The organism is Stenotrophomonas sp. YJH_SMC_91 (genome assembly GCF_059368495.1).
The window spans coordinates 245,722-263,087 of sequence record NZ_JCAFRT010000004.1 but is presented as its reverse complement, the minus strand read 5'-3'; the positions used below and the strand labels follow the sequence as shown (position 1 = coordinate 263,087).

Genomic DNA, 17,366 nt, shown 5'->3' with positions numbered 1-17,366 from the left:
GTCGCGCGCCAGGTTGGTTGCGTGCTCCAGGTTGGTCGGGTGCTCCAGGTTGGTCGGGTGCTCCAGGTTGGTCGGGGGCTCCACGTTGGTAGAGTCGACTGTTAGTCGACTGCTCTTCCAGCCGCCGGCAAAACCCCGCGCTGCGCGCGATGGTCGACTGACAGTCGACGCTACCCGGCTCAGGTCCTACCCGGCCCATGTCCGGCCTGTTTCCGCGATCGGTGCCGGCAATCAGTGTGTCGCCTTCAGGGCACCGCGAACCGTGCCTGGCGCAGCAACCCGCACAGCGCGATCAGCGGCAGGCCGATCAGCGCGGTCGGGTCGCGGTTGTCGATCGCTTCGAACAGGCTGATGCCCAGGCCCTCGCACTTGAAGCTGCCGGCACAGTCCAGCGGCTGTTCGGTGGCCACGTAGCGTGCGATCTCCTCCTGGCCCAGCGCGCGGAAACGGACCTCGGTCAGATCCACGGCACTGAATGATTCTCCGTCTCGCGTGAGACTGATGGCGGTATGGAAGCGTACTGTCTGCCCGGACATCGCCGCCAGCTGCGCGCAGGCCGCCCCGGCCGTGCCCGGTTTACCCAGCGGCCGCCCGTTCAGGTCCGCCACCTGGTCCGAGCCGATCACCCAGGCGCCGGGGTGGCGGGCGGCGACTTCGGTTGCCTTGGCCGTGGCAAGGCGCGTTGCAAGGGCCAGCGGCGTCTCACCGTTCAACGGGGTTTCATCCACCTCCGGGCGCGCGCAGTCAAAGGGCAGGCCCAGCCGCTGCAGCAACTCGCGGCGGTAGCGGGAGGTGGAGGCCAGGACCAGTGACATGCGAGAATACCGGGGCAGGGTGCGGCAGTCTGGCCTGTGCGCAGCGCCAGCAGCAAGTGCTGTATGGCGGGCATTTGACAGCAGCCCCCCCGATCCTTAGTATTCAGCGGCTTATGTCCGCGAACGTGCCCGAATCGCTGGATGCTTGGCGGATGGTCGTAGCGCGAAGGCGCTTCGACGGCCAGGTTTCCCTGGCTGAATTGACCCGCCTGCAGGGGCTGGTCGCAGATACCGACGGCGAGTGTTCCTACTCGCTTGAATTCGGTCGCGACGAAGTCCTGCGGGTATCCTATGTGGAACTGACCATCGACACCGCGTTGCCGCTGACCTGTCAGCGCAGCATGCAGCGATTCCTGTTGCCGGTGAAGGTGACCCAGAGGCTTGGCCTGATCCGCGACGAGGACGAGGAATCGTCCCTGCCGGAGGAGTACGAGGCGTTGCTGGTGCCGGAAGACGGCCAGCTGCGTCCGCTGGACCTGGTCGAGGACGAGTTGGTGCTGGCGGTGCCGGTGGTTCCGCTGTCGCCCGACGGTGAAGCAGTCGACAAGGACTGGGCGCCGAGCGAAGAAGAAGCAAAGAAGGCCAATCCGTTCGCGGCATTGGCGGCATTGAAGAAACAATAGCAGCCGGATTGTCGTCGGCGGCTGCGGCGAAAGCGAAAGTGTGCTGGGCGCTGGCGTCCTGCGCGACGATACGACGAAGCAAAACGAACCGAGTTTGGAGCAATCCCATGGCTGTGCAGAAATCCCGTGTTACCCCGTCCCGCCGCGGCCAGCGCCGTTCGCATGACGCCCTGAGCGCCAAGCAGCTGTCGACCGACCCGACCACCGGCGAAGTGCACCTGCGTCACCACATCACTGCCGACGGTTTCTACCGCGGCAAGAAGGTCATCCAGACCAAGACCTCGGCCGTCGAAGAAGATTGATGTGCCGGGAAGGCCGCTGCCCCCGGGCAGCGGCCTTTGCCTTCTTTCCCGGGCGTGCCGGTGATCGGCGGCCCGCGCAACAGGAAACATGATGAGCAAGCGGATCTATTCGAGGATCGCGGGCACCGGTAGCTATTTGCCGGAAAAAGTCCTGACCAACGCCGACCTGGAAAAAATGGTCGAAACCTCGGATGAGTGGATCCAGTCGCGCACCGGAATTCGTGAACGGCACATCGCGGCCGAAGGCGAAACCACCAGCGACCTCGGCTACCAGGCCGCGTTGCGCGCACTTGAAGCGGCCGGTATCGACGCTTCGCAGCTCGACATGATCGTGGTCGGTACGACCACGCCTGACCTCATTTTCCCCTCCACCGCGTGCCTGATCCAGGCCAAGCTCGGTGTTGCGGGGTGCCCTGCCTTTGACGTCAACGCCGCCTGCTCGGGCTTCGTGTTCGCGCTGGGCGTGGCCGACAAGTTCATCCGTTCCGGCGACTGCAGGCACGTGCTGGTGATCGGCACCGAAACGCTGACCCGCATGGTCGACTGGAACGATCGCACCACCTGCGTGCTGTTCGGCGATGGCGCCGGCGCCGTCGTGCTCAAGGCCGACGAAGAAACCGGCATCCTCAGTACCCACCTGCATGCCGACGGCAGCAAGAAGGAGCTGCTGTGGAACCCGGTGGGCGTCTCGACCGGCTTCAAGGACGGCGCCAACGGTGGTGGCACCATCAACATGAAGGGCAACGACGTGTTCAAGTACGCCGTCAAGGCGCTGGACTCGGTCGTGGACGAGACCCTGGCTGCCAATGGCCTGGACAAGTCCGACCTGGATTGGCTGATTCCGCACCAGGCCAACCTGCGCATCATCGAAGCCACCGCCAAGCGCCTGGACATGTCGATGGACCAGGTGGTGGTGACTGTCGACAAGCACGGCAATACCTCGTCCGGCTCGGTGCCGCTGGCGCTGGACGCTGCGGTGCGTTCGGGCCGCGTCGAGCGCGGCCAGCTGCTGCTGCTGGAAGCCTTCGGCGGTGGCTTCACGTGGGGTTCGGCCCTGCTGCGCTATTGATAGTGCAAGTTACGACAATGTGAAGTTTTGTCGTTACGGCCCCTCTGGGGCCGTAACGCGTTTAAAGGAGTACACGTCATGGTTGAGCCCATCGTCATCGAAGGGCAGCGCGCCTGGCTGAAGCAGTACGGCAAGGGAAGCCGCGCAGTGGCCCTGGGCCTGCTCAATTTCGTTGCCCGTCGTTTCCATCTGGACGCCCCGCGACCACCGCCGCACCGTGGTGGTGATGCCGCGCGAGAAACCGAAGCCCGTCGCCTGGGAGAACTGCAGGCGCAGGGCGTGAACGTGCCCGAAGTGCTGGGCAGCGGCCACGCCGCGCTGGTGATCGGTGACAACGGCAGCTCGTTCAACACCTGCCTGCGCCAGGCCGACGAGGCCGGCCGCGACCGGCTGGTGATGGCGGCCATGCAGGCCATCGCCGAAGCGCATGCGCGCGGCGCCTATTTCGGCCAGCCGCTGCCGCGCAACCTCACCTGGGATGGGCAGAAGGTGGGCTTCATCGACTTCGAGGAAGATCCGCTGGAAGTGATGGATCTGTCCGAAGCGCAGGCCCGCGACTGGCTGATGTTCGGTTACGGCGTGGCCAAGTACTACGCCGACCGCCCCGAGCAGCTGCAGGCGATGATGGCCGAGGCGATGGGCGAGGCCCAGGCGCCGGTGCGTGAACACGTGCACGCGGTCAGCGGCCGCCTGCGCAGCCTGGCCCGGGTCTGCATGAGGCTGGGCCGTTCAGCGCGCGCGCTGGCACATTCGATCTTCATCGCCCATGGCGCCAGCACGGCGGGCGTACTGATGCTGGTGGGCCTGTGCGTGGACTTCCTCGCCGACGGCGACCTGGACGTGCTGCAGCTGTTCTGCTGATGGCAGGTTCGCGCTGCTGGCAGGTTGGCGCTGCGGTAGAGTCGACTGTCAGTCGACTTCCGCGCGCAGCGCGGGTTTTCAGCGGCTGATCGAAGCGCAGTCGACTGACAGTCGACTCTACCAGGGCGGGGCACCGCACCGGATGCCGGGTTGTCCCGCGGCGGCGCTCCATACGCCTGCATACGCGCACGTACAGACGACACAGCGGATTCGCCCTTATCATGGCCCGCTTCGATTGCAACAAGCGGATGACCGCGTGACCGTATCCACCCTCGCTTTTGTCTTCCCCGGCCAGGGCTCGCAGTCTGTGGGCATGGTGGCCGAGCTGGCCGAACTGCACCCGCAGGTGCGTGAAGCCTTCACCGAAGCATCCGATGGTGCCGGCGTCGACCTGTGGGCGCTGTCCCAGGGTGGCCCGGAGGAAATGCTCAACCGTACCGAATACACCCAGCCGGCCCTGCTGGCCGCGAGCATCGGCGTGTGGCGTGCCTGGAACGCCTTGGGCGGTCCGCGCCCGTCGGTGCTGGCCGGCCACAGCCTGGGCGAGTACACCGCCCTGGTCGCCGCTGGCGCGCTGAGCCTGCATGACGGTGCGCACCTGGTGCGCCTGCGCGGCCAGCTGATGCAGGAAGCCGCACCGGCCGGTGTCGGCGCCATGGCCGCCGTGCTCGGCGCTGAAGACCAGCTGGTGCTGGACGTCTGCGCCGAAGCCGCGGGCAGCCAGGTGGTGGTGCCGGCCAACTTCAATTCGCCGGGCCAGATCGTGATCGGCGGCGACGCAGATGCGGTTGACCGCGCGCTGGCGCTGCTGGCCGGGAAGGGCGTGCGCAAGGCCGTCAAGCTGGCCGTGAGCGTGCCCTCGCACACCCCGCTGATGCGCGAAGCCGCCAACCGCCTCGCCGAAGTGATGGCCGGCCTGTCCTGGCAGGCGCCGCAGCTGCCGGTGGTGCAGAACGTGGATGCCCAGGTGCATGACGGTATCGACGCGATCCGTACCGCGCTGGTCCAGCAGCTGTACCAGCCGGTGCAGTGGACCGGATGCGTGCAGGCGCTGGCCGGCCGTGGCATCACCCGGATCGCCGAGTGCGGCCCGGGCAAGGTGCTGACCGGCCTGGTCAAACGCATCGACAAGGCCATCGACGGCCGTTCACTGGCCACCCCGGGCGACTTCGAAGCCGCCCGCGAGGCATGGTCGGCCTGACTCCCCCTGTTCCTGCCGACCGTACCGGTGGCCGCTGCACGCGGTACGGGTACGGCGGCCGCCCCAGCCTGAGGAAAACACCATGAGCAAGCCCCTGCAGGGTGAAATCGCACTGGTCACCGGCGCCAGCCGTGGCATTGGTGCCGCCATCGCCGATCTGCTGGCCGCCCAGGGCGCCACCGTCATCGGCACCGCCACCACCGAATCCGGCGCTGCCGCGATCGGTGAGCGCCTGGCCGCCCACGGCGGCCACGGCCGTGCACTGAACGTGACCGACGCTGCCGCGCTGGACAGCGTGCTGGACGGCATCGCCAAGGAGTTCGGCCCGATCTCGATCCTGGTCAACAATGCCGGCATCACCCGCGACAACCTGCTGATGCGCATGAAGGACGAGGATTGGGCGTCGATCATCGACACCAACCTGACCAGCGTGTTCCGCACCAGCAAGGCGGTGATGCGCGGCATGATGAAGGCACGCAAGGGCCGCATCATCAACATCGCATCGGTGGTGGGCGTGACCGGCAATGCCGGCCAGGCCAACTACGCGGCCGCCAAGGCCGGCATCATCGGCTTCAGCAAGTCGCTGGCCAAGGAAATCGGTTCGCGCGGTGTCACCGTCAATGTGGTTGCTCCCGGCTTCATCGACACCGACATGACCAAGGCGTTGCCGGAAGAAGCGCGCGCCGCGCTGATCAACGACATCGCCCTCGAACGCCTGGGTTCGCCGGAGGACATCGCCCATGCGGTGGCCTTCCTGGCCAGCCCGGCTGCCGGTTACATCACCGGCGAAACCCTCCATGTGAACGGTGGCATGTACATGCCGTAAGCAAGGGGCGCAGGGATTGCGCCGCAAGTGGTTGATCTGCTGAGGTTTTTGCTGCGATGCAAGGCCGCGCCGGTTTCCACTACACTATCCCACGGCCATCGCCTTTGATGGCGACCACTTTTGAACCACAACTCCATCTGGAGCGAGATCCCATGAGCACCATCGAAGAACGCGTCAAGAAAATCGTCGTCGAACAGCTTGGCGTCAAGGAAGAAGAAGTCACCAACAGCGCATCGTTCGTCGATGACCTGGGCGCTGACTCGCTGGACACCGTCGAGCTGGTGATGGCCCTGGAAGAAGAATTCGAGTGCGAGATCCCGGACGAAGAAGCCGAGAAGATCAGCACCGTGCAGGCCGCCATCGACTACGTCAAGGCCCACGTCAAGGCCTGATGTCAGACGGCAGTGCGCGTGCAGGTATTTCCTTGCCGCGCACCGCACCCCATGGGGCCGCTGTTGCGGCCCCGTGTGTTTGGGCATCACATCGAAGCAAACCGAGTTACCCGTAGAAATCATCCGGGTCAGGAGAAACAGCAATGAAGCGTCGCGTCGTCGTAACCGGCCTGGGTATCGTCTCGCCGTTGGGCAATGATCTGGCCAGCAGCTGGGAAGGCATCACCCACGGTCGTTCGGGCATCGGTCCGCTGACCAACGTTGCTGATGCCTACGTGGATCGGTTCACCACCAAGATTGCAGGTGAGGTCAAGGGATTCGACATCACCGCCGACAATGAACTGTTCGGCAAGTTCCGGGTCAGCGGCAAGGATGCCAAGAAGATGGACCCGTTCATCCATTACGGCCTCGGTGCCTCGTTCATGGCCCTGCATGATTCGGGCCTGGAGATCACCGACGCCAATGCCGAGCGCATCGGCGCCATCGTCGGCGCCGGCATCGGCGGCCTGCTCGGCATCGAAGAGCAGACCATCGAGTTCCACGAGGGCAAGAAGATCTCGCCCTTCTACGTACCGAAGACCATCATCAACATGCTGCCGGGCCAGCTGAGCATCATCACCGGCCTGAAGGGTCCGTCGTTCTCGGCGGTTTCGGCGTGCGCGACCTCGAACCATTCGATCGGTACCGCGATGCGCATGATCCAGTACGGCGATGCCGACGTGATGGTGGTCGGTGGTGCGGAGCGTGGCTCCTCGCCGACCGCGCTGGGCGGCTTCTGCGCGATGAAGGCCATGAGCACCCGCAACGACGCCCCGGAACAGGCCTCGCGCCCGTGGGACAAGGATCGTGACGGCTTCGTGCTGGGCGACGGCGCCGGCATCCTGATCCTGGAAGAGTACGAGCACGCCAAGGCACGTGGCGCGAAGATCTACTGCGAACTGGCCGGCTTCGGCGCCAGCTCCGACGCGTACCACATGACCGCCCCGAGCGAGAACGGCGAAGGCGCCGCGCGCTGCATGGTCATGGCCATGAAGGACGCCGGCGTGACCCCGGAACAGGTGGGTTACCTCAACGCGCACGGCACCTCCACGCCGCTGGGCGACCTGGGCGAGACCATGGCGATGAAGACCGCCTTCGGCGACCACGCCTACAAGATGATGGTCAGCTCCACCAAGTCGATGACCGGCCACCTGCTGGGTGCCGCCGGCGGCGTGGAAGCGATCTTCTCGGTGATGGCGCTGCAGGACAACGTCATTCCGCCGACCATCAACCTGCAGCAGCCGGGCGAAGGTTGCGACCTGGACTACGTGCCCAACGAAGCACGCCAGGCCAAGGTGGATGTGGTGATGTCCAATGGCTTCGGCTTCGGCGGCACCAACGGCACGCTGATCTTCAAGCGCGTCTGAGTGGTGTTGCGACGTCGCGCCACGCTCGACGTCGCATTGGTAGAGTCGACTGTCAGTCGACTGCCTTTCGATCCGCCGCGGTGATCGTTGATGGGAAAGCAGTCGACTGACAGTCGACTCTACCCATCGGCAATCCGACAAACGGATCAACGCCGTGCACCACGGAGCCGCCGCAAGGCGGCTTCCGTGCATCTGAACTCCCGAACTGGCTGCCATGACCCACGCACCGCTGATCCACCCGCTGCCGCACCCGATCGATCTGCTGGCCCTGCAGCAGCACGACCCGGCGCGTTTCCCGCTGCTGATGGAATCCACCGCCTCGGGCACCGCCCAGGGCCGCTGGAGCCTGCTGCTGGTCGCGCAGGGCGATGGCCTGCGGCTGGATGCCGACGGCCAGGTGCGCGACCAGCACGACCTGGTGCAGCCCGGCACGTTCCTGCAGGCACTGGATCGCGCCTGGCAGCATGAGCGCCTGTCGCATGACGGCAGCCACAGCCTGCCGTTCCGCGGCGGCTGGGCGTTGATGCTCGATTACGAAGTGGCCAGCCAGATCGAACCGGTGCTGCCGGCGCGTGCTCGCGGGGATGGCCGCCCGACCGCGCTGGCGCTGCGCTGCCCGGCCGCGGTGCTGCACGACCACCACAACGAGGCCAGCTTCGTCATTGCCGAAGCCGGCGAGCAGGCATTGCTGGATGCGCTGGTGGCACTGGCCTCGGCCGCGCTGCCCGAAGCCGGGCAGGGCTGGCAGCCACCGCAGGCGGTCGGCGAGGACGCGCCGCAGCGTTTCACCGATGGCGTGCGCCGGGTGATCGAGTATCTGCGCGCCGGCGACGTGTTCCAGGTGAACCTGTCGCGGCGCTGGAACGCGCAGTTCGCTGCGCCGGTCAGCCCGCAGGCGCTGTACGCACAGCTGCGTCGTGCCAACCCGGCGCCGTTTGCCGGCCTGTTCAGCGCGCACGGCCGCCATGTGGTCAGTTCCTCGCCGGAGCGGCTGGTGTCGGTGCACGCCGGCCATGCGCAGACCCGTCCGATTGCCGGTACCCGTCCACGCTTCGAAGGCGACGACGATGCCGCGCGCATCCAGGAACTGGTCGGTCACCCCAAGGAGCGCGCCGAGCACGTGATGCTGATCGACCTGGAGCGCAACGACCTGGGCCGCATCTGCCTGCCGGGCACCGTGGTGGTCGATGAGCTGATGACCGTGGAGAGCTACGCGCACGTGCACCACATCGTCAGCAACGTCAGCGGCCATCTGCGCCCGGAGGTCACGCCCGGCGAGGTGATCGCCGCCACGTTCCCGGGTGGCACCATCACCGGCTGCCCGAAGGTGCGCTGCATGCAGATCATCAGCGAGCTGGAGCAGGTGCCGCGCGGCGCCTATACCGGCGCGTTCGGCTGGCTGAACCGCGATGGCGACCTGGACCTGAACATCCTGATCCGTACCGCCGAAGTGGATGGCCACGAGGTGAGCTTCCGCACCGGCGCCGGCATCGTGGTCGATTCGGACCCGGACAAGGAGCTGGACGAGACCCGCGCCAAGGCCCGCGGCCTGCTGCGCGCACTGGGCCAGCAGGGGTAGTGCCGGCCGCTGGCCGGCAACCTCATTCATCCGCGGTCCACGCGATTGCCGGCCAGCGGCCGGCACTACCGGTACCGGCGGGTGCCGTTGTTCCGGTGGGTGCCGACCGTTGGTCGGCACGGCTGCGTGGCCCCGGTCATGACCCCAATCCACCGGCACGGTATCCTGCACGACGGAATCGAGTTCAGAGGTAGTCCATGGCGGGAGCCAAGCGCGGGTGTCTGTTCGTGGTAACGCTGGTGGTGGTGCTGGGCGCCGTCGTGGCCGGCGTGGGCGCGTGGTTCTTCTACCAGCAGACGCGTTTCGCCGATGCCCCGATCACCCCGACTGCCGAGAGCATGGTCATCGCCAGCGGCGATGGCATGAACAGCGTGCTGCGCAAGCTGCGCGATGCCGGCGTGGACGAGGGCCAGGACACCCAGTGGCAGCTGCTGGCGCGTCAGCTTGATGCCGCCGGCAAGCTGAAGGTGGGCGAGTACGCGCTCAGTGGCGACCTGACCCCGCGCGAGCTGCTGCTGCGCATGCGTGCCGGCAAGGTGCTGCAGCACCGCGTCACCATCGTGGAGGGTTGGAACATCCGCCAGCTGCGTGCCGCGCTCAAGCGCGCCGAGCCGCTGCTGCACACCACCGACAATCTCGATGACGCCGCGCTGATGCAGCGTCTCGGTTTTGGTGGCCAGCATCCGGAAGGCCGCTTCCTGCCGGAGACCTATGTCTACCAGCGTGGCGACAGCGATCTGGACGTGCTCAAGCGCGCCCATGCCGCAATGGAAAAGGCGCTGGACGAGGCCTGGGAAAGCCGCGCGCCGGACCTGCCGATCAACACGCCCTACGAGCTGTTGACGATGGCCTCGATCATCGAGAAGGAAACCGCGCTGGCCAGCGAACGCCCGCAGATTGCCGGCGTGTTCATGCGCCGCCTGAAGATCGGCATGCGCCTGCAGACCGACCCGACCGTGATCTACGGCCTCGGTGCCGCGTATGACGGCAACATCCGCCGCCGCGACCTGACCACCGATACGCCGTACAACACCTATACCCGTGCCGGCCTGACCCCGACCCCGATCGCGATGCCCAGCCGCGACGCGCTGATGGCGGCCGCGCAACCCGCGGCGGGCGACGCGCTGTACTTCGTCGCGGTGGGCGATGGCAGCGGCGCGCACGTGTTCTCGCCCAGCCTGGACCAGCACAACGCCGCAGTCGCCCGCTACCTGCAGCAGCTGCGCCAGCAACGTACCCAGGAGACCCCGGCGCAATGAGTCCCGCGCTGCTTCGCCACCCGCGTTTCGTCAGCCTGGAAGGCGGCGAGGGCGCGGGCAAGACCACCGCCATCAATGCCATCCGAGACTGCCTGCGCAGCCACGGTCATGAGGTGGTACTGACCCGCGAGCCGGGCGGTACGCCGCTGGCCGAGCGCATCCGCGGCCTGGTGCTGAAGCCCGATGCCGAGATCGCCGCCGAACCGCTCAGCGCCGAAGCCGAGCTGTTGCTGGTGTTCGCCGCGCGCGCGCAGCATGTGCGCCAGGTGATCCAGCCGGCGCTGCAGCGCGGTGCCTATGTGCTGAGCGATCGTTTCACCGATTCCAGCTATGCCTACCAGGGCGGTGGCCGTGGCCTCGACCCGCAGTGGATTGCCGATCTGGAGCGCCGCGCGGTGGGCCTGCTGCCGGGCCTGACCCTGCTGCTGGACGTGGACGTGGCCGTCGGCCGGGCACGCGCCAATGGCCGTGATCTGTGGCCGGACCGCATCGAGAGCGAACAGGATGATTTCTTCCAGCGCGTGCGCGAAGTGTTCCGCAGCCGTGCGCAGCGGGATCCGCAGCGCTTCGCGTTGATCGACGCCGGCCAGGTACAGGCGCGCGTCGCCGCTGATGTAGTTGCGCTTGTCGAGCGCTGGCTGCAGGACGGGGAGGGCGCATGAGCACGTTTTCGCCCTGGCAGCAGCGCGCGTTCGACCAGACCGTGGCCGCGCTCGATGCGGGTCGCCTCGGCCATGGCCTGCTGATCTGCGGGCCGGCCGGGCTGGGCAAGCGTGAGGTGGCGTTGGCGTTGGCTGACCACGTGCTGGCGCGCGGGGATGCCGCGCACGCCACGCGCACGCGCCAGCTGATCGCCGCCGGTACCCATCCGGACCTGCAGCTGGTCAGCTTCATTCCGAACAAGAGCGGCGACAAGCTGCGTACCGAGATCGTCATCGAGCAGGTGCGCGAGATCACCGACAAGCTGGCGCTGACCCCGCAGTACGGCGTGGCGCAGGTGGTGATCGTCGACCCGGCCGATGCGATCAACCGCTCGGCGGCCAACGCGCTGCTGAAGACGCTGGAAGAGCCGCAGCCCGGCCGCTACCTGTGGCTGATCAGCAGCGACCCGGCACGCCTGCCGCAGACCATCCGCAGCCGCTGCCAACGCCTGGAGTTCAAGCTGCCGCCGCAGCACGAAGCGCTGGCCTGGCTGCAGCAGCAGGGCCACGGCGAAGCATCGGCGCGCGAAGCGCTGGAGGCCGCCCGCGGCCATCCCGGCCAGGCCGACAACTGGCTGCGCGAAGACGGCCTGAGCCTGCGCCGCGAAGTCGGTCGAGATCTGGAACAGCTGGCCGCCGGCAAGACCGGCGCGGTGGAGCTGGCGCAGAAGTGGTGTGGTGACGACAACGCGGCGCTGCGCCTGCGCTTTGCCGCCGACCTGGCGCTGGCCCAGGCCAGCACCGATGCCTTGACCACGCCGGAGCGATTGCACAAGCTTGCAGCCTGGTTCGATGCGGCCAACCGCACCCGCGACCTGCTGCGCACCACGGTGCGTGCAGACCTTGCGGTGGTCGAGTTGCTGCTGGCCTGGAACAAGGTGAACGAGCGGCCTGCCGCAAGGGGAAATCGATGAGTGCCAGCAACGCCCGCCAGGGCATCCTGTCCCTGGCCGTGAAGGACAAAGCCGCGCTGTACAGCGCGTACATGCCGTTCGTGAAGAACGGCGGCATCTTCGTGCCCACGCCCAAGCGTTACTTCCTCGGTGACGAGGTGTTCCTGCTGCTGACGCTGCCCGATTCCAGCGAGCGCCTGCCGGTGGCCGGCAAGGTGATCTGGGTGACCCCGGCCGGCGCGCAGGGCAACCGTACCGCCGGCATCGGCGTGCAGCTGGCCGACGGTGCAGAAGGCGAGGGCGTACGCCACAAGATCGAGACCCTGCTGGCCGGCCTGACCGGTTCGGACAAGCCGACCCACACGATGTGAGGTAGCGCCGGGCCATGCGGCTGCATGCCTCGAAACGCCCGTGAACACGAATGTGAAAAAGTGTTGACGGCCTCTGAAAAGCCCCTATAATGAGCGGCTCAGCAACACACCGGGCGGTTAGCTCAGCGGTAGAGCATTGCCTTCACACGGCAAGGGTCACAGGTTCGATCCCTGTACCGCCCACCATGTTGCAGAACGAAAGAAGCCTCCAGAAATGGGGGCTTTTTTGTTGCCTGACCATCAGCGCGGCTTTCCGGCATCGTTGGAAGCGCGACTCACCGGCTCCCTCAACCGCGCGAAGCGCTCGGGGGACGCACTTCACCGATGCGGGCACAGGATTCCATCCATGCGCTGTTCCGTGGTTCACGGCCGGCGTACTCTCGAGGCAGTGCCGTGCCCCCATTCCCTGGAGTGCCACCATGCCGCTCGCCCGCATCGATCTTCGCAAAGGTAAATCCGCCGACTACCTGCAACGTGTCGGCGAAGCCATCTACCAGGCCATGCGCGCGGTGGGCGTGCCGGAGAACGACCGCTTCCAGATCTTCCAGCAGCACGACGCCGGCACGCTGATCTACGACCCCGGCTATCTGGGGGTGGACCGCACCGACGATTTCATCTGCATCCAGATCACCTGGAACGAAGGGCGTACGCTGGAGCAGAAGAAGGCGTTGTACGCCGGCATCGCCGATGGACTGCACGCGGCGGTGGGCATCCGCCGCGAGGATGTGTTCATCAATCTTGTTGAAGTAAAGAAGGAGAACTGGTCGTTCGGCAATGGCGTGGCGCAGTACGTGAGTTGATGCGCGGAAAGCACCACGCATGGCGTGAATCTACACTTCGCTGCCGACCTGTTCGCCTTCGCTGGCCGGAGCATTGCTGGCCGCTTTCACTGCGTCGGCGCTGTTGGGTTGTTCGCATTCGATGCGGGTGATAAAGCCCTCGCTGCCGATGCTGTGCTCGGCACGCTTGACCAGCCACTGGCCATCCACGCCCTCGCGGAACCCCTGCATCACCACGGTGGCTTCGGCCATCAGTGTTTCGCGGCCGGGCAGGGTGTAGCTGAGCGTCCGCGTCTGCCGTGCCTGTTCGCGATGCTTGGCGCGCGCCGCCGCTTCTGCGCTCTCCCGGTCGGCATAGGCCATGCGCAGGCGCATGATCGGTTCACCGCTGCCGACCTTCACTTCCTGGCGCTTGGCACTGCGCACGTCGCGGTAGTACGCAATGGTGGTACCGGCATCTTCGCGTGCGGCAAGGCTTACCCGGTAGTCGCTGCCATCGGCCGGGGTGAGGGTGACATCGGGAATGCGCTCGCCGCTGGCGCTGGTGGATTCGCCCCGCTTCACGAACACCAGGCGCCCGCCTCCGGGCTTGGCGATGGCATCGTGCTGTTTGGCCAGGCGCAGCAGCAGGTTCATGTCCGACTCCTGCGACTGCACCGTCAGCGGCAGCACGATGGACGCCAGCGATGCGCTCACCGCTGCGTTCAGCCCATGCTCGCCGGCCATGCGTCGCACCATGTCGCCGATCGTGGTGCCCTTCTTCCAGGTGCGTGTCTTCTGCGTCTGCAGGTCGCTCTTGCCCCCCTTGCTGGTCTCGAACGGTGCCGCCCGGGCGCGCAGCGTCATGCTGCCGGGAAAGCCGGAGATCTCCACCTCGTCGCAGATGTACAGGCCTACGCGCCGCACTTCGCCGTCATAGCCGATGAAGGCCTCCAGTTCCGCGCCAACCGGTGGCAGCTGGATCGGATCGGACGGATCGTGGTCGGCCAGCTGCAGTTCCAGCGTGTCGGACGTGTTGCCGGTCTCGTCGGTGATGCGCAGCGACTTGAAGCGCGCCATGATCTTGTCGGTGATGTCCTGGCTGTTGGCCACCACGCGGAAGGCCGGTGTGATGTTCAATCCCACAGGGCGACTCCCTTGCGCTCGCTGGCCGGGCGCTGCACCTCCGGCAGGGTGATCGCTACGCCGGCAGGCAGTACCGGGCCGCGTGCGGCCAGGCCCGGGTTGGCATCGAACACCGCGCGCAGGATGGCCGGTGACTGCTCGCCATAATGCGCGTACGCGATACGGTCTACGACGTCGCCGTCGCGGGTGCTATACGTTCGTGCCATTGCTGTGCTTCCGCAGTGAAAGGGTGAATTCCTGTTTCAGGATCGCGCTGTCGGCGGTGAACTCGCTGGCGGTGGCATCGATCTTCTCGATGACCCACAGGCCCAGGTTGCCGCCTTTGCCGGTCAGCAGTCGATGAGGCGTGCCCTGCGCGGCCAGCTTGCGCAGCTGTGAGAGCTCGTTGCCGGCGCCGCGGAACTGGTAGTAGATGACGCCCGGCAGGGTCATGCTGGCTGAGCCCGGTCCGGTGTACTGCAGGGCCGCCATCTGGCCGATGCGGTCCTGCGCCTGCCAGCGATACTCGTTGGATTGCTGGATCTCCCGGAAGACCGCGGTGTTGAGGCTGAACTTGAAGCCGCCCAGCATCAGCAGGACCGGGGCGTTGCCGGAGTCATTGGCTTTGAACTGCGACAGCAGCTTGTCCACAGTGCCGGTTACGAATTCGCGTTTCATGCTCAGTTCCTGTCTGCCAGGCCACCACGGGCGGCAACCGCGTTGCGACGCTGCAGCTCGTCGGCCGTGCGGCGCGCCACCGCCTCGCTGGATTCGCCTGGCTGCTGGTGGATGGTGATGTTGTTGGTCTGTTGCTGCTGCACGGTGGTCGGTGCGCGCATCGTGGGCGAGGGCATGTCCGGCGCACGGCGTCCCTGCGCGCCGCTCAGCTCGGCCATGCGGCGGTTCAGGCCATCGTTGTCGTTGGTGCCGACCGCGTACGCCACGCGCGCCATGTCGCCGATGCCACCACCGCCGCGCGCCTTCATGCCGCTGTAGATGTTGGCGGCGCCCACTGCGGTCTGCAGCCCGCCCTCGGCGACCTCCAGCGCTTTGTCGTTGGCAGCCCCTACGCCACCACCAAGCTTGTCCATGAACCAGCCGACGCCTTCGATGACTGGCTTGAGCTTTTCCAGGATGCGGTCGAACGCTGCGGTCGCCTTCTGGCTGATCGACTCCCAGATGTTGCCAAGGGTTTCGTTGATGAAGCCGGCGACGGTGCCGAGCATCTCGCCCAGCCACACCACCGCCCCCACCACGCCGCCGATGACCTGGATCACCAGCCGGAAGTTGGTCAGCAGCGTCTCACCCACCAGCGAGCCGATCTGGGCGACGCGTGACAATTCATTGCCGGTGTACTGCGCCGGTTCCAGCATCTTCGACAGCCAGTCCCAGGCCTGGCCGATCAGCCCGCTCATGACTTCCCAGGCGGGGCGCAGTGGTTCAACCGCGCGCATCAGTTCACCCATCGCTGCGGTGCCTGCACCGCTCAGGCCTTCCCAGACGCCGCCCAGGAATGCCTTGATCGGTTCCCAGTACTTGCGCACCAGCAGGGCGCCGGCGGTGATGGCGGCGACGGCAACGGCGATGGGGCCACCGCCGATGGCACCAATGGCAGTTGCGACGATGCGGAAACCCGATGCCAGGCGCATGGCCATCGGCCCAAAGCGCCCCAGCTGTGCCAGCAGGCTGCCGCCACGGAACAGCTGGATGGCCTTCTGCACGCCCAGGATCGGGCCCTGCAGGAAGGTCCAGGCATAGCGAGCGCCGAGTACCGCCGCGCGCATGCCCAGCATGCCGACCACGATCTGCGTGGTGTTGGCGATCAGCTTCGGGTTTTCCTGCACGAACGAGGTAACCCCGTTCAACAGCTCGGTCAGCTTGACCGCGGCCTCGCCCACCGCGGGCAGCAGCGCCGCACCGAACGCCTTGGACAGGTTGTCCACGGCGATCTTGGCGCCTTCGATCTTCTGCGGATCGGTCTGCATCGCGTCGGCATAGGCCGCATCGGTGGTACCCGCCGATCCATTCAAGGCCTTGTCGCGGACACGGATGTAGGTGTCCCAGTTCTCGATCATGGGCTGGACGAAGTTCTTCGCCTGTGCATCGCTGAACAGGATGCCGATCTTCTTCTGGTCGCCCGCAGTCGCCTGGATGATCCCCTGCATCGCAGCATCGAAGGGATTGCCGCCGCTGGTCTGTGCATCGCCGATGATCTTGCGCAGATCCAGGTTCAGGCTCTTCTTGGCCTTCTCCTGAATGTCCGGCGAGAGCACCTCGGACATGAAACTCTTCATGTTGCTGGCGGCCTTGTCGGCGCCACCTGCCGAGTCCAGCGTGGCTTCCAGTGCCGCACCCAGCGTAGCCGCCGCCGATGTGCCCTGCAGCTTCATCGCCTCGAACGAGGAACCCAGCACCGGCAGCACCTGGGCCATGTCCTTCAGGCCCAGGCTGCCCTGCTGGCTGTTCACCACCAGCACGTCCAGCGCGTTCTGCATGCGCGAGGGATCGATATCGAACGACTGCTGCAGGGCGGCCGCAGCTTGGGCCACATCATCGATGCTGGCACCGGTGACGGTGGTGGTCCGCCCGACAGCACCGAGGCTGGCCTGCGCGGACTGTGCGTCCATGCCGGCCGCGACCATCAGCTTGATCGACCGCTGCAGATCGTCGGCGCCCTGGTTGGTTGCACGCGATTGCTGCAGGATCGCCTGGCCGAGCGCACTCACCTGCGCGCGGCTGAGGTTGGCTGCCACGCCGATCTGCTGGTTCTGGCGGGCGAAGCCGGAGGCGTTCTCGACCGGCTTGGCCAGTGCGGTGACGGCGGTGCCGAGTGTGCCGCGCGCTGCCTTGAACGAGGCGCCGAGTTTCTCGCGCTTCTCCAGGTTGGCGGTGCGCTTGGCTTCGACACGCTCCAGCGCTTCCTGTGAGGCGCGCAGCGCATCGGCCTGCGCGCGCATGCGGGTGTATGCGGTGCCCGACTTCTTCATCGCGGCGAGCTTGAGCTCCAGCTTGCCGGCTTCATCGCCGAGGCGCTTCACGCCATCATTGGCGAAGGACAATGCGTCCTTCAGCGACTTGGACACCTCACCGCCGATCGTGATCGTTGTCGTTTGAACGTTACTGGCCATGTACCGGCAATCCCTGAATCCACCAGATGAACTTCGACACCCGCAGTGTCATGATTT

General features: G+C 66.4%; 19 protein-coding genes and 1 tRNA gene. 15 read left to right on the top strand and 5 right to left on the bottom strand.

All coding sequences use genetic code 11. From position 1 onward, the window contains the following. Positions 1–245: 245 nt before the first annotated feature. A complete protein-coding gene (locus tag AC5P5X_RS08415) occupies positions 246–815 on the bottom strand; it encodes a Maf family protein (RefSeq protein ID WP_059033317.1) in 570 nt (189 codons plus the stop codon). A 113-nt stretch (positions 816–928) separates the two neighbouring features. Here AC5P5X_RS08415 and AC5P5X_RS08410 point away from each other — a divergent pair, with 113 nt between their 5' ends. The 15 genes from AC5P5X_RS08410 (at position 929) to AC5P5X_RS08340 (ending at position 13,098) form a co-directional block, all read left to right on the top strand. After that, complete coding sequence (locus tag AC5P5X_RS08410) at positions 929–1,438, top strand: YceD family protein (RefSeq protein WP_049397145.1); 510 nt, start codon at positions 929–931, stop codon at positions 1,436–1,438. 107 nt (positions 1,439–1,545) lie between these two features. Further along, positions 1,546–1,740 carry a 50S ribosomal protein L32 gene (gene rpmF / locus AC5P5X_RS08405; RefSeq protein WP_005408308.1) on the top strand — a complete coding sequence of 65 codons (195 nt, stop codon included), beginning with the start codon at positions 1,546–1,548 and terminating at the stop codon, positions 1,738–1,740. Between the two features lie 91 nt (positions 1,741–1,831). Continuing rightward, entirely contained in the window at positions 1,832–2,809 is a 978-nt protein-coding gene (locus AC5P5X_RS08400) for a beta-ketoacyl-ACP synthase III (protein ID WP_005408309.1), read from the top strand. Between the two features lie 78 nt (positions 2,810–2,887). After that, positions 2,888–3,670: a BUD32 family EKC/KEOPS complex subunit gene (locus AC5P5X_RS08395; protein WP_495215956.1), complete on the top strand. Its 783-nt coding sequence runs from the start codon at positions 2,888–2,890 to the stop codon at positions 3,668–3,670. Between the two features lie 256 nt (positions 3,671–3,926). Further along, positions 3,927–4,871, top strand: coding sequence for an ACP S-malonyltransferase (gene fabD, locus AC5P5X_RS08390; RefSeq protein ID WP_049419366.1), 945 nt, complete (start codon positions 3,927–3,929; stop codon positions 4,869–4,871). An 82-nt stretch (positions 4,872–4,953) separates the two neighbouring features. After that, positions 4,954–5,697: a 3-oxoacyl-ACP reductase FabG gene (fabG, locus tag AC5P5X_RS08385; protein ID WP_012479289.1), complete on the top strand. Its 744-nt coding sequence runs from the start codon at positions 4,954–4,956 to the stop codon at positions 5,695–5,697. Positions 5,698–5,849: 152 nt separating this feature from the next. Beyond that, positions 5,850–6,089: an acyl carrier protein gene (gene acpP, locus AC5P5X_RS08380; RefSeq protein WP_005408313.1), complete on the top strand. Its 240-nt coding sequence runs from the start codon at positions 5,850–5,852 to the stop codon at positions 6,087–6,089. 143 nt (positions 6,090–6,232) lie between these two features. Beyond that, on the top strand, positions 6,233–7,495 hold the full coding sequence (fabF, locus tag AC5P5X_RS08375; RefSeq protein ID WP_005412446.1) for a beta-ketoacyl-ACP synthase II: 1,263 nt from the start codon (positions 6,233–6,235) through the stop codon (positions 7,493–7,495). Positions 7,496–7,709: 214 nt separating this feature from the next. Then, entirely contained in the window at positions 7,710–9,074 is a 1,365-nt protein-coding gene (locus AC5P5X_RS08370; protein WP_012479291.1) for an aminodeoxychorismate synthase component I, read from the top strand. Positions 9,075–9,271: 197 nt separating this feature from the next. Then, positions 9,272–10,333 (top strand): endolytic transglycosylase MltG, encoded by a 1,062-nt coding sequence (mltG, locus tag AC5P5X_RS08365; protein WP_012479292.1) that lies wholly within the window; start codon positions 9,272–9,274, stop codon positions 10,331–10,333. Beyond that, positions 10,330–10,995: a dTMP kinase gene (tmk, locus tag AC5P5X_RS08360; protein WP_111189002.1), complete on the top strand. Its 666-nt coding sequence runs from the start codon at positions 10,330–10,332 to the stop codon at positions 10,993–10,995. The genes mltG and tmk overlap by 4 nt, the downstream gene beginning before the upstream one ends. Continuing rightward, positions 10,992–11,948, top strand: coding sequence for a DNA polymerase III subunit delta' (locus AC5P5X_RS08355; protein WP_111189001.1), 957 nt, complete (start codon positions 10,992–10,994; stop codon positions 11,946–11,948). Before tmk ends, AC5P5X_RS08355 begins: the two co-directional genes overlap by 4 nt. Continuing rightward, a complete protein-coding gene (locus AC5P5X_RS08350; RefSeq protein ID WP_005412452.1) occupies positions 11,945–12,298 on the top strand; it encodes a PilZ domain-containing protein in 354 nt (117 codons plus the stop codon). Before AC5P5X_RS08355 ends, AC5P5X_RS08350 begins: the two co-directional genes overlap by 4 nt. Positions 12,299–12,409: 111 nt before the next feature. Beyond that, positions 12,410–12,484 (top strand) — tRNA-Val (locus tag AC5P5X_RS08345). 233 nt (positions 12,485–12,717) lie between these two features. Continuing rightward, positions 12,718–13,098 carry a tautomerase family protein gene (locus AC5P5X_RS08340; RefSeq protein ID WP_005408320.1) on the top strand — a complete coding sequence of 127 codons (381 nt, stop codon included), beginning with the start codon at positions 12,718–12,720 and terminating at the stop codon, positions 13,096–13,098. Between the two features lie 30 nt (positions 13,099–13,128). On the opposite strand, the gene AC5P5X_RS08335 is transcribed toward AC5P5X_RS08340, so the two are convergent. The 4 genes from AC5P5X_RS08335 to AC5P5X_RS08320 are packed head-to-tail and all read right to left on the bottom strand — an operon-like array spanning position 13,129 to position 17,309. After that, positions 13,129–14,202, bottom strand: a complete 1,074-nt coding sequence (locus AC5P5X_RS08335) for a phage late control D family protein (protein ID WP_049397149.1) — start codon at positions 14,200–14,202, stop codon at positions 13,129–13,131. After that, a complete protein-coding gene (locus tag AC5P5X_RS08330; RefSeq protein ID WP_005408322.1) occupies positions 14,193–14,408 on the bottom strand; it encodes a tail protein X in 216 nt (71 codons plus the stop codon). Before AC5P5X_RS08330 ends, AC5P5X_RS08335 begins: the two co-directional genes overlap by 10 nt. Continuing rightward, positions 14,392–14,859 (bottom strand): phage tail protein, encoded by a 468-nt coding sequence (locus AC5P5X_RS08325; protein ID WP_005408323.1) that lies wholly within the window; start codon positions 14,857–14,859, stop codon positions 14,392–14,394. Before AC5P5X_RS08325 ends, AC5P5X_RS08330 begins: the two co-directional genes overlap by 17 nt. A gap of 2 nt (positions 14,860–14,861) precedes the next feature. After that, positions 14,862–17,309 carry a phage tail tape measure protein gene (locus AC5P5X_RS08320; protein ID WP_111189000.1) on the bottom strand — a complete coding sequence of 816 codons (2,448 nt, stop codon included), beginning with the start codon at positions 17,307–17,309 and terminating at the stop codon, positions 14,862–14,864. Positions 17,310–17,366 lie beyond the last annotated feature (57 nt).

Excerpts from the sequence above, each read along its gene's own strand:
- AC5P5X_RS08415 (WP_059033317.1), bottom strand. The coding sequence starts at position 815 with ATGTCACTGGTCCTGGCCTCCACCTCCCGCTACCGCCGCGAGTTGCTG.
- AC5P5X_RS08410 (WP_049397145.1), top strand. The coding sequence starts at position 929 with ATGTCCGCGAACGTGCCCGAATCGCTGGATGCTTGGCGGATGGTCGTA.
- rpmF (WP_005408308.1), top strand. The coding sequence starts at position 1,546 with ATGGCTGTGCAGAAATCCCGTGTTACCCCGTCCCGCCGCGGCCAGCGC.
- AC5P5X_RS08400 (WP_005408309.1), top strand. The coding sequence starts at position 1,832 with ATGAGCAAGCGGATCTATTCGAGGATCGCGGGCACCGGTAGCTATTTG.
- AC5P5X_RS08395 (WP_495215956.1), top strand. The coding sequence starts at position 2,888 with ATGGTTGAGCCCATCGTCATCGAAGGGCAGCGCGCCTGGCTGAAGCAG.
- fabG (WP_012479289.1), top strand. The coding sequence starts at position 4,954 with ATGAGCAAGCCCCTGCAGGGTGAAATCGCACTGGTCACCGGCGCCAGC.
- acpP (WP_005408313.1), top strand. The coding sequence starts at position 5,850 with ATGAGCACCATCGAAGAACGCGTCAAGAAAATCGTCGTCGAACAGCTT.
- fabF (WP_005412446.1), top strand. The coding sequence starts at position 6,233 with ATGAAGCGTCGCGTCGTCGTAACCGGCCTGGGTATCGTCTCGCCGTTG.
- AC5P5X_RS08370 (WP_012479291.1), top strand. The coding sequence starts at position 7,710 with ATGACCCACGCACCGCTGATCCACCCGCTGCCGCACCCGATCGATCTG.
- mltG (WP_012479292.1), top strand. The coding sequence starts at position 9,272 with ATGGCGGGAGCCAAGCGCGGGTGTCTGTTCGTGGTAACGCTGGTGGTG.
- tmk (WP_111189002.1), top strand. The coding sequence starts at position 10,330 with ATGAGTCCCGCGCTGCTTCGCCACCCGCGTTTCGTCAGCCTGGAAGGC.
- AC5P5X_RS08355 (WP_111189001.1), top strand. The coding sequence starts at position 10,992 with ATGAGCACGTTTTCGCCCTGGCAGCAGCGCGCGTTCGACCAGACCGTG.
- AC5P5X_RS08350 (WP_005412452.1), top strand. The coding sequence starts at position 11,945 with ATGAGTGCCAGCAACGCCCGCCAGGGCATCCTGTCCCTGGCCGTGAAG.
- AC5P5X_RS08340 (WP_005408320.1), top strand. The coding sequence starts at position 12,718 with ATGCCGCTCGCCCGCATCGATCTTCGCAAAGGTAAATCCGCCGACTAC.
- AC5P5X_RS08330 (WP_005408322.1), bottom strand. The coding sequence starts at position 14,408 with ATGGCACGAACGTATAGCACCCGCGACGGCGACGTCGTAGACCGTATC.
- AC5P5X_RS08325 (WP_005408323.1), bottom strand. The coding sequence starts at position 14,859 with ATGAAACGCGAATTCGTAACCGGCACTGTGGACAAGCTGCTGTCGCAG.
- AC5P5X_RS08320 (WP_111189000.1), bottom strand. The coding sequence starts at position 17,309 with ATGGCCAGTAACGTTCAAACGACAACGATCACGATCGGCGGTGAGGTG.